Genomic DNA, 10,025 nt, shown 5'->3' on the forward strand with positions numbered 1-10,025 from the left:
CGGCCGACGGCGGCCGCCGCTCCCGCCCCTGCCCCTGCCCGCCCCGAACCACCTGCGGCGCGCCCCAGGCCCCCCGGCACCCCTCCCCCAGCCCGTCCGCGACCGGTGGAAGCCGGCAAGCCCGCCGTCCGTCCGCCCACGATCGTGGGCAAACCTGCCGCTGCCGCCCAGGCCCCCTCGGCCAGTCCGCCCGCTGCCGGCGCCCCGCCGTCCCGGCCGGTGCCCGCGGCCCCGGCACGGCCCGCCTCGGTGGCCCCACCGGCCAAACCCCTGGCGGCGCCCAAACCCACCAGCCCGGCTCCGGTGAACCGCACTTCCGCGCCCCCGGTGCGGGTCGGTTCCCCCCAACGGCCACCGGCGCCGGCCCCCGGTCGGCCCGTGCCGGCCGGTGCGGGCGCCGCCCCCACCCGGCCCCCGGCCACACGCCCCCAGCTGGTCGGGCGTCCCCAGCCCGGCCAGGGCGGCCCCACCAGCAGCCGGCCCGCGCCGCCCTCGGCCCGTCCCCAGCGTCCCGGCACCCCCGCACCGATCCGTCCCGGCGGCGCCGGCTCCAGGGCCGGCTCGGCCCCGGGACGGCCCGGCCCCACCCCGCTCGAGCTGGTCGGCAAACCGATCCGCCGCGACTCGGCCGGTCCTGGCACCTCGGCGGCGGGACGTCCGGCGGCCCCCGGCCGCCCGGGGATCCCGGCCGGCATGCGCAAGCCGATGGCCCCCGGCGAGCTGATGCAGCTCCAGAAGCCCACCGGCCGTCCCACCGCCCCGCCACCGCGTCGTCCCGACAGGACCGAAGGCGGCACTGAAACCGGAGGGGAGACGGAGGGCGTGACGCGCCCGACCGCCACCCCGCCGGCGGCCCCCCGTCGCCCCGGCTTCCGCCCGCCCACGCCGGCCGGCGCCCGGGCCCCCGGCGCCCGGCGGCCCGACTGGGACGACAGCGCCAAGCTCGAGGCCCTGCGCAGCCGCACCCCGCAGAAACAGCGCCAGAAGGTCCACATCATCGGTGAAAACGATGATGCCCTCACCGCCGAAACCGGCGGCTACGCCGGCGAGCAGGAAGCCCTCGTGCTCCAGGCCAGCCTGGCCCGGCCGGCCAAGCCCCGCTCCGCTCCTGGCACCGCTGCCAAGCCCACCGTGGCGGTGCGCAAGCGCAAGAAGGAGACCACCCGCCAGCGTCAGCGGCGCCGTGCCATGGAACTGCGGGCCTCCCGCGAAGCCAAGGCCCAGCGCCCCGAGATGCTGATCGTGCCCGAGGGCAACCTCACGGTGCAGGAACTGGCCGACCGCCTCGGAGTGGAGAGTTCCGAGATCATCAAATCCCTCTTCTTCAAGGGAATCATCGCCACCGTCACCCAGACCCTCGATCTGAACACGATCGAGACGGTGTCGGAGGAGTTCGGCGTGCCCGTGCTCCAGGACGACATCGAAGCCGCGGCCAAGAAGACCGTGGAGATGATCGAGGACAGCGACCTGGCCCACCTGATCCGCCGGCCCCCGGTGGTGACCGTGATGGGTCACGTCGACCACGGCAAGACGAGCCTGCTCGATGCCATCCGCAAGACGCGGGTGGCGGCGGGCGAGGCCGGCGGCATCACCCAGCACATCGGTGCCTACCAGGTGGATGTGCCCCACGGCGACGAGCACCGCAAGATCACCTTCCTTGACACCCCGGGCCACGAGGCGTTCACCGCCATGCGGGCCCGCGGCACCAAGGTCACCGACGTGGCGGTGCTGGTGGTGGCCGCCGATGACGGCGTCCGCCCCCAGACCCTGGAGGCGATCAGCCACGCCCGCGCCGCCAAGGTGCCGATCGTGGTGGCGATCAACAAGATCGACAAGGAAGGGGCCCAGCCCGACCGGGTCAAGCAGGAGCTCTCGGGCCTGGAGCTGGTGGCCGAGGACTGGGGCGGCAACACCGTCATGGTCCCCGTGAGCGCCATCAAGGGGGAGAACATCGACAAGCTGCTGGAGATGATCCTGCTGGTCACCGAAGTGGAGGACCTGCAGGCCAACCCCGACCGGATGGCCCGGGGCACCGTGATCGAGGCCCACCTCGACAAGGCCAAGGGCCCGGTGGCCACGCTGCTGATCCAGAACGGCACCCTCAAGGCCGGCGACGTGCTGGCGGCGGGTCCGATTCTCGGCAAGGTGCGCGCCATGGTCGACGACACCGGCAAACGGGTCAAACAGGCCGGCCCCTCCAGCGCCGTGGAAGCCCTCGGCTTCAGCGAAGTCCCCACCGCCGGCGACGAATTCGAGGTCTACACCGACGAGAAGAGCGCCCGGGCGGTGGTGGGCGACCGGGCCAACGAGGCCCGGGCCACCCGCCTGGCCCAGCAGATGGCCTCCAGGAGGGTCTCCCTGGCCTCGATGTCGGGCCAGGTCAGCGAGGGCGAGCTGAAGGAGCTCAACCTCATCCTCAAGGCCGATGTCCAGGGCAGTGTCGAGGCGATCCTCGGATCCCTCGAACAACTGCCCCAGGAGGAGGTTCAGGTGCGGGTGCTGCTGTCGGCCCCTGGCGAGATCACCGAAACGGACGTCGACCTGGCGGCGGCCTCCGGCGCCGTGATCGTGGGCTTCAACACCTCGATGGCCTCCGGTGCCAAGCGTGCCGCGGATGCCACTGGCGTCGATGTGCGCGACTACGACGTCATCTACAAGCTGCTGGAGGACATCCAGATGGCCATGGAGGGCCTGCTGGAACCGGAGCTGGTGGAGGAGAACCTGGGCGAAGCGGAGGTGCGGGCCGTGTTCACCATCGGCAAGAGCGCCGTCGCCGGCTGCTATGTCACCAACGGCAAACTGCAGCGCAACTGCCGCATCCGCGTGCACCGCGGCAAGGAGCTCGTCTACGAAGGCGATCTCGATTCTCTGCGTCGCAACAAGGACGACGTCAAGGAGGTGGCCACCGGCTTCGAGTGCGGCATCGGCTGCGACCGGTTCACCGGCTGGCAGGAGAGGGATCGGGTCGAGGCCTTCAAGCTGGTCACCCAGCGCCGGACCCTCAGCACCTGATCCCGTGACACCCCGCAGCGAGCCCCTGCTCTGGCTCCAGCTGATCGCCATCGGGGTGCTGCCGCTGGAGGCCCTGCTGTTGCTGCTGGTGCTCGCCGGCAGCGACCCTGGCCCCCTGCCGGGGCTGGAAAGGCTGCTCTGCTGGGCCATCGGCGCCCTGGCGCCGGCCCTGTTGCTGGTGCGTCGCCCCGCCGACGTCTGGTCGTTGCTGCTGCTGCAGACCCCCCTGCGGGGCCGCCGGGAGCTGCAGCGCCGGCTCAGCCGCCTCCAGGCCACCCCGGCCCTGGCGCTGGCCACGGCCGTCGGCGCCGCCCTGGGCCTGCCCCTGCTGTGGTGGATCGACCGCCAGGCGGCCGTGGCCTCGCCCGTTTCCCCCTTCAGCGCCTGTCCGCGTCTGGTGGCCCTGCTGCTGGTGGCCCTGCTGCTGGCGGTGATGCTCTGGCAATGGCAACAGCTGGTCCAGACCCTGTGGCTGCTCAGCCGCAAGCCAGAGACGGTGTCCGGGACCCCGCCGCTCAGCCTGGCGGAACTGGAGCAGCAGCGCCTCTGCCTGGGCCTGCCGCTGCTGCTGCCGGAACCCCTGAAGCTGCAGGTGCCGTCAACCGTCCCCCCGGTTGCGGTCGAACCAGAGCAGCGCAGCGAAGAGGCTGAGGGCGCCCACCTGGATCAGCAGGTCCCCTGAGGCCACCTCCGAGCCGGCGGAGGCCCGCAGGGCCATGGTCGCCAGACCCAGGCCCGCCGAGGCCACCAGGGCGAACCACAGCGCCCGCCGCAGCCCCCGCCAGGGGGTCCTGGCTTCCGCCAGGAGGCGCCGGCGCAACTCCGGATCCAGGGATCTCTTCGGGTCGGATCCCATGGACTGGTGGGCAGCTGGTGGTGAGCCGACGAATGCTAATTTCTTGGCCGATGCCGGTGTAGCTCAGGGGTAGAGCAACTGATTCGTAATCAGTAGGTCGTCGGTTCAAATCCGATCACCGGCTTCTCTGCTCACCCCGCCCCAGCACCGGGTCCAACCCCAGCTGCGCTCCATTTCCGCCCGGGCGTGTCGGTGGCGATACTCGGGCCATGGATGATCTCAGGACACGCCACGAGCAGCTGTTGGAGAGCCACCATGGCGCCCTGAGGGAAGCGGCCGAGCGACTGCTGGCGGAGGCGGGCTGGTCGCTGGCCACCACGGCCCTGCTGCTGACCCCCGCGGGCGCGGACCGCAGCCGGTTGGTGGCGGTGGGGGACCTCGGCCGCTGGATCGACCACCTGGGGCCGGATCTGGATACCTTCGTGAGGCTGCGGCGCCAGGGAATTGCGACCGAAGCGGCCTACGCGCAATGCCAAGCGCTTGAGGGCGACAGCTTCCTGCGTGCGTGGGGGGGCCTCCAGGGGAGGCATCCCCTGGTGAGCCACGACGATCTCAACGGCTTCGCCGTACTGTCCCAGAAAGGATTTTCCAGAACACCCCGCAACCTGCTTGTGGTGGTGAACTGGGGGGACCAGGTGACAGCGTTCCTGGTGGCCTGTGATCGTCAGCAGCGGGAAGAACCCCTTCCCGCACCATGACCTGAAGCCATGGCCTTGCCGTGGTTTCAGGTCTGCGGGTTCAGCTCAATCGTCGTCTTCGGTGGATCCCGCAGGAATCAGGCGGATCTGCTTGCGGCCCAGCTTGATCTCGAACTCATCGCCGGGCTGCAGATCGAGCATGGCGGTGTAGGCCTTGCCCACCAGAAGGTTGCCGTTGCCCTGGACGGTGGCCACATAGCTGAGCTTGCGGCCACCTTTGGAGCCACCCTTGCCGCCGCCTTCACCAAGGCTGACGCCCTTGGCTTCCAGCAGGGCCTCGTAAAAGGCCGTGAAATTCAGACGCTCGGCGCCATCCTTCTTGGTGCTGACGTAGCCGCAACCACGCACCAGATCGGATTTCGAGACATCGCCCAACTCCTTGACCTTGGCCAGGAGATCAGATCCGGTGAGCATTGGTACCAAAAAAAACCTTACAAGACTGACTATAAAGGTTTATCGGCCTGACGTCATTAGGCGAACTGCCGATACACGCCAGGGACGAACTCGCTGCCGATGCGTCTGCTGCTGGGCAAGGGTCACGGCAAGGCCCTGGGCTGGGCTCAGCACGACGCAACAGGCCCTTCCACCTTGACCACGTCAAAACCGTCGCCACCCAGTCGATTGAGCTCACCGGCGGCGCGCAGGGCCGCCTCATGGGTATGGAACAGATAGGCCGCCATCGGATCGATCACATCCCCCAGTCCCTGGTCGTCGGGTCGGATGGAGACGTAGGAGCCATCGGACAGGCGCTGCAGCACATAGCGCTCGGCCTGGGCACAACGCCAGGGGATGGGCCGGATCGATGTCAGGTGCCCAGACAGGCATCACAACCCCCGTGAGTGGCGCCACATGTCGTTGCAAGCTGCAGAGGCGAGCTGATCACGTCTCGTTGCCGCCGAAGTCATCGTCGTAACCCTGGTAGGGCTCAAACTCACTCCAACCGGGACTGGCGTTCTGGAGAAGTCCGTAGCGGGCGTCGACATCATTCATCAGGGTGTTGCCGGTCGGTACCGTGTCGCAGGTGATGGAGCCATCGGCAGCGGTGACGCAATTCTCGAACTGCACGTTCGCCAGAACCTTTGCCTCTGCCGCCAACAGAGCACACGTCAGGAGACCAGCGGGCGCGAGGCGACGAAGGACCTGGGACATCCGGGAAGCCTGGTGGGGTTGCTGTTGGTTGGGCATCGCCGGGGAGCATCTGCTGGGATGATGACACCTCTCCAACACACGCACCCATGTACACCGACTGGACTGCCGTGATCCTGCTGCTGCTCACGGCGGCACCACTGGCGGCGGTGGTGGCCACCACCGCCTTCTTCATCTGGCGGCGGAAGGGGACGTCGCGCTGACGATCCGGAAGAACAGTTCATCTCCCCCCATGGCGCGGGAGTGCCCCTGGCCCAGGCAATCCAGGCAGGTGCGGTAACGCTGATCATCAATCCTCAGCAGTCCGCTGCCGCCGCACTGGGGACATCGGCACGGTGCAGGGGAATGGCTCCTCAAATCGGTGGAGGGAACCTGGAGGGACATGGCCGGCGGGCGATGGATTGTTCTGATCTCCTCACTGTGGTCGACCGAGACCCCTTGAATCAGAAAACCTTCCTTAAACCTTTTTCCCCTTGGCCCTCGCCGGGTACAAGCAGGCGTCCAGGGTTTCCGGGGAGAGCCCGGCCGCCAGCTCCCCGGCACTGAGACGGCTGCCCGCTGGCACCAGAGCCAGGCTGGACGCCAGCCGGCCGATCACCGCCGGGGCATCCAGGCCGCGGCTGCGCAGACCGGCCAACCCCTCGGCCCCCTCCCGCTTGCTCAGCCGCTCGCCCCGGGAGTCCCGCCACAGGGGCACGTGGGCATAGGACGGTGGAGAGGCGCCGAGGGCGGCCATCACCGCCACCTGGGCCCCGGTGGAGGACCAGAGATCATCCCCGCGCACAACCTCGCTGATCCCCATCAGCAACTCGTCGACAGCGGTGGCCAGGTGGTAGGCCACCACACCATCGGCCCGCCGCAGCACCACGTCCCCCACCGCGGTGGGGCCATCCTGGCGTCCGCGGGGACCGCCGCGCTCCTGCCAGCGCAGGACGCCCGGTTCCAGGCGCAGGCGCCAGCTGGGCAGGCGACCGGCCTGGGGCCCCCACACTGGCTCCCGATCCCGGCAGTGCCCCGGGTAGACCGCCAGGGCCCCATGGGGCGCCGAAACATCGGCCAGCAGCCTCCGGCTGCAGCGGCAGGGGTAAAGGTGGCCGGCCTGGCGCAGGGCCGACAGAACGGTCGCGTAGAGGCCGCGATGGGCGCTCTGACGCACCACCGGACCGTCCCAGCCGAGGCCGAGCCAGTGAAGGTCGTCAAGGATCGCAGCCTCGGCACCCGGCCGGTTGCGGGGGGCGTCGAGATCGTCGATGCGGAGCAGCCACTCCCCACCCCTGAGCCTGGCGTCAAGCCAGCTGACGAGGGCGGTACGGAGGTTGCCCCTGTGCAGGGGGCCGGTGGGGGAGGGGGCGAAGCGGGTCCTGTAACCCTGGCGTCGCCGCTCCACTCCCTGGGCGAGCTGAGCCTGGAGATGGAGGGGAAGCCGCAGCGCCGGGGCCGGAGCCCCGGCGGCCGCTGGCATGGCGAAACGGCTCCTGCTGCGGATCAGCCCTGAACCTTGTCCTTGAAAAGCTTGCCGGCGGTGAAGGCGGGCACGCGTTTGGCGGGGATCTTGATCTTCTCGCCGGTCTTGGGATTCAGACCCTGGCGGGCCGAACGTTCCCGGGGCTCAAAGGAGCCGAAACCGAGGATGGAGACCTTCTTGCCTTCGACCACCGAGTCCACGATGGTTTCGATGGCGGCATCGACCACGAGGGAGACGTCGGTCTTGGTGAGCTCCGTGCGGGCAGCCACGATGTTGACGAGATCAGCTTTGTTCATGGTTCTGGGGAAGCCTCCGGATGAGGTGGCGATGGCGGGGTTCGGGACGTCGAGTGATGGAGGCGAATCGGAAATCCCCGACCGCCCGATGCGCTCAGCGCGCCAATCGTATGGGTCTTGCGCCGGGGCCGCAACCAGAAAAGTCCACTCATGACAGCGGTTTGGGGGTCAGGGGTCCGCCGGGGGGCTGGAGGGCCAGGGCCTCCAGATCCAGGTCGCGCAGCAGGGAGGCGCCCTGCTCCACCAGCTTCGGGCCCCTCAGGGCCCCCAGCCCGGCGCCGCTGGCGATCCAGTCGGGGGACCCTGGCGGCAGCCACTGGCGCAGGACATCCACGCTACGGAGCTGCCTTCCCCAGTGAAACGTGCCCCGCAGCCGCAGGGGAGCCAGGCGGGCCGGCGCCACCGGAACCAGCAGTCGGCCGCAGAACAGCCCGTCCGGGCCGACCCCGCCCAGAGGGGAGACATGGACGACACAGCTCCCGGGGGAAGGCCCCGGCGTCCAGAGCAGACGCACGTCCGGACCGAGCCTGTGCTCGCTGGTGAAGGTGTGCAGGGGATCCACTCCCGGCAGGAGATAGGCCTCCTGCTCCTGCACCAGGACCGGCCAGCCCAGGGCCTGCTGCAGGCGGCGGCAGCGGCCATGGCCGCCGCGGCCGGTGAGCAGGATCCAGGCCAGGGACGCACCACTGCCGCCCGGCCGATGGCGGGGGCGGCCGGCCAGGAACTGCAGGTTGGCCCGGGTGAAGGCGGGGCAGTCGATCAGCAGGTCGGCACCGGCCGCCTCCAGCAGCCAGGCGCTGCCCCCCTGGCTCTCCCGGCTGGGCGCGAACAGCCACAACCCCGGCGCCACCCGTTGGGGAGGTCGGCCCTCCTCGGGCGGCAGCAGGGAAGCGTCAGCACTGGCCATGGCCCCATTGAACGCCCGGCGGCAGCTTCCGGAGACCCGACGTACCCTTGGGGGCAATCCAGGCCAGTGATTTGTCGGCGACCCGGATCGGACATCCCTGGCCACTGGGGGCCTCCGTCACCCGCCGTGGCGTCAATTTTTCCGTGGTGGCCCCGTTGGCCACGCGCATCGAGCTGCTGATCTTCGCCGACGGCGAGGCCCGCGAACCCCTGGAGGTGATTGAGCTCGACCCCAACCACCGCTCAGGCGAGCACTGGCATGTGGAGGTGGAGGGCCTGGGCCTGGGCTGTTGTTACGGCTACCGCGTCTTCGGCCCGATCCAAGCCGGCAGCCACGGCTTCAATCCCTCCAAGGTGCTGCTCGACCCCTGCGCCAGGGCTGTCACCGGCTGGGAGGGCTACCAGCGGGGCGCCGCCGTCGGCGCCGTCCCCAATGCCTCCGCCTGCCTCAAGGGGGTGGTCACCGAGCGGGACCGGTTCGACTTCGACGCCGCCCCCCGCCCGCGCCACCCCTGGCAGAAAACCATCATCTATGAGCTGCACGTGGGTGGCTTCACCCGGGGCAACGGCTGCCCGGTGCCGGAGGAACGGCAGGGAACCCTCCTGGGGCTGATCGACACCCTGCCCTACCTCCAGGAGATGGGGGTGACCGCCATCGAGCTGTTGCCGGTGATGGCCTTCGATCCCCAGGACGCCCCCAACGGGCGCTTCAACCACTGGGGCTACAGCCCCGTGAGCTGGATGGCCCCCCACCCGGCCTACCTGGTGGACAGCGACCCGTTGCAGGGACGGCACGAGGTGCGCCAGCTGGTGACCGCCTGCCATCAGGCGGGCCTGGAGGTGATTCTCGATGTGGTCTACAACCACACCAGCGAAGGCAACCAGCAGGGACCCACCCTGAGCTGGCGGGGGTTCGGCGACGCCCTCTACTACCACCAGACCGCCAAGGGCGATTACCTCGATGTCAGCGGCTGCGGCAACACGATCGCCGCCAATCGCCCCCTGGTGCGGCGCCTGATCCTGGAGTCCCTGCGCTGCTGGAGCACGGAACTTGGCATCGACGGCTTCCGCTTCGACCTGGGCATCGCCCTGACCCGGGGCGAGGCGCTGGCTCCCCTCGATGCTCCCCCCTGTTCGAGGAGATGGAGGCGGACCCCGACCTCAGCGATCTGAAGGTGGTGAGCGAACCCTGGGACTGCGGCGGCCTCTACCGGCTCGCCGACTTCCCCGCCCGGCGGGTGGCCAGCTGGAACGGCCGCTTCCGCGACGATGTGCGCCGCTTCTGGAAGGGGGACGACCGCAGCACCTGGACCCTGAGCCAGCGCCTGTCCGGCAACCCGGATCTGTTCAATGGTCAGCCGTCGCCGGTGGGGCGCACGATCAATTTCCTCACCGCCCACGACGGCTTCACCCTGGCCGACCTGGTCAGCTTCGACCGCAAGCACAACCTGGCCAACGGGGAGAACGACCGTGACGGGGACAACCACAACAACAGCTGGAACCACGGCGTGGAAGGGCCCTGCAGCGACCCGGAGGTGCAGACCCTGCGCGACCGGCAGTTGCGCAACCTGCTGGCCTCCCTGCTGCTGGCCCCCGGGGTGCCCATGCTGCTGATGGGGGACGAGGTGCGCCGCAGCCAGGGGGGC

At 69.8% G+C, this 10,025-nt stretch carries 10 protein-coding genes, 1 tRNA gene and 1 pseudogene; 5 read left to right on the forward strand and 7 right to left on the reverse strand.

The features are described 5' to 3' along the window. Positions 1-3,012, forward strand: a 3,012-nt coding sequence (gene infB, locus KBZ04_RS09900; RefSeq protein WP_254991775.1) for a translation initiation factor IF-2, incomplete at its 5' end; no start/stop codon positions are given. A 4-nt stretch (positions 3,013-3,016) separates the two neighbouring features. Then, on the forward strand, positions 3,017-3,694 hold the full coding sequence (locus KBZ04_RS09905) for a low-complexity tail membrane protein (protein WP_254991776.1): 678 nt from the start codon (positions 3,017-3,019) through the stop codon (positions 3,692-3,694). On the opposite strand, the gene KBZ04_RS09910 is transcribed toward KBZ04_RS09905, so the two are convergent. Then, positions 3,611-3,868: a DUF3493 domain-containing protein gene (locus KBZ04_RS09910; RefSeq protein WP_254991777.1), complete on the reverse strand. Its 258-nt coding sequence runs from the start codon at positions 3,866-3,868 to the stop codon at positions 3,611-3,613. The two genes, KBZ04_RS09905 and KBZ04_RS09910, sit on opposite strands and share 84 nt — an antisense overlap. A gap of 52 nt (positions 3,869-3,920) precedes the next feature. Between KBZ04_RS09910 and KBZ04_RS09915 the strand changes: the two genes are divergently transcribed. Beyond that, positions 3,921-3,992 (forward strand) — tRNA-Thr (locus tag KBZ04_RS09915). A gap of 85 nt (positions 3,993-4,077) precedes the next feature. Then, positions 4,078-4,566 (forward strand): hypothetical protein, encoded by a 489-nt coding sequence (locus KBZ04_RS09920; RefSeq protein ID WP_254991778.1) that lies wholly within the window; start codon positions 4,078-4,080, stop codon positions 4,564-4,566. 45 nt (positions 4,567-4,611) lie between these two features. Here KBZ04_RS09920 and KBZ04_RS09925 read toward each other — a convergent pair whose 3' ends face one another. From KBZ04_RS09925 to KBZ04_RS09950, 6 genes are all read right to left on the reverse strand, one after another. Beyond that, the gene (locus KBZ04_RS09925; protein ID WP_254991779.1) at positions 4,612-4,980 is read right to left on the reverse strand and encodes an AbrB family transcriptional regulator; all 369 of its coding nucleotides are present in this window, start codon (positions 4,978-4,980) and stop codon (positions 4,612-4,614) included. A gap of 146 nt (positions 4,981-5,126) precedes the next feature. After that, a complete protein-coding gene (locus KBZ04_RS09930) occupies positions 5,127-5,324 on the reverse strand; it encodes a hypothetical protein (RefSeq protein WP_254991780.1) in 198 nt (65 codons plus the stop codon). 121 nt (positions 5,325-5,445) lie between these two features. Continuing rightward, positions 5,446-5,631 carry a hypothetical protein gene (locus KBZ04_RS09935; protein ID WP_254944305.1) on the reverse strand — a complete coding sequence of 62 codons (186 nt, stop codon included), beginning with the start codon at positions 5,629-5,631 and terminating at the stop codon, positions 5,446-5,448. Between the two features lie 538 nt (positions 5,632-6,169). After that, a complete protein-coding gene (gene gluQRS, locus KBZ04_RS09940) occupies positions 6,170-7,174 on the reverse strand; it encodes a tRNA glutamyl-Q(34) synthetase GluQRS (RefSeq protein ID WP_254991781.1) in 1,005 nt (334 codons plus the stop codon). Between the two features lie 23 nt (positions 7,175-7,197). Beyond that, on the reverse strand, positions 7,198-7,473 hold the full coding sequence (locus tag KBZ04_RS09945; protein ID WP_015110525.1) for an HU family DNA-binding protein: 276 nt from the start codon (positions 7,471-7,473) through the stop codon (positions 7,198-7,200). A gap of 148 nt (positions 7,474-7,621) precedes the next feature. Then, complete coding sequence (locus KBZ04_RS09950; RefSeq protein ID WP_254991782.1) at positions 7,622-8,380, reverse strand: MBL fold metallo-hydrolase; 759 nt, start codon at positions 8,378-8,380, stop codon at positions 7,622-7,624. Between the two features lie 71 nt (positions 8,381-8,451). On the opposite strand from KBZ04_RS09950, the pseudogene KBZ04_RS09955 reads away from it, so the two are divergent. Next, positions 8,452-10,025: pseudogene (locus tag KBZ04_RS09955) on the forward strand (glycogen debranching protein); the annotation flags it as partial.

The sequence above is a fragment of the Cyanobium sp. N5-Cardenillas genome (assembly GCF_024345515.1).
Taxonomy (GTDB): domain Bacteria; phylum Cyanobacteriota; class Cyanobacteriia; order PCC-6307; family Cyanobiaceae; genus Cyanobium.

Excerpts from the sequence above, each read along its gene's own strand:
- KBZ04_RS09945 (WP_015110525.1), bottom strand. The coding sequence starts at position 7,473 with ATGAACAAAGCTGATCTCGTCAACATCGTGGCTGCCCGCACGGAGCTC.
- gluQRS (WP_254991781.1), bottom strand. The coding sequence starts at position 7,174 with ATGCCAGCGGCCGCCGGGGCTCCGGCCCCGGCGCTGCGGCTTCCCCTC.
- KBZ04_RS09925 (WP_254991779.1), bottom strand. The coding sequence starts at position 4,980 with ATGCTCACCGGATCTGATCTCCTGGCCAAGGTCAAGGAGTTGGGCGAT.
- KBZ04_RS09920 (WP_254991778.1), top strand. The coding sequence starts at position 4,078 with ATGGATGATCTCAGGACACGCCACGAGCAGCTGTTGGAGAGCCACCAT.
- KBZ04_RS09950 (WP_254991782.1), bottom strand. The coding sequence starts at position 8,380 with ATGGCCAGTGCTGACGCTTCCCTGCTGCCGCCCGAGGAGGGCCGACCT.
- KBZ04_RS09910 (WP_254991777.1), bottom strand. The coding sequence starts at position 3,868 with ATGGGATCCGACCCGAAGAGATCCCTGGATCCGGAGTTGCGCCGGCGC.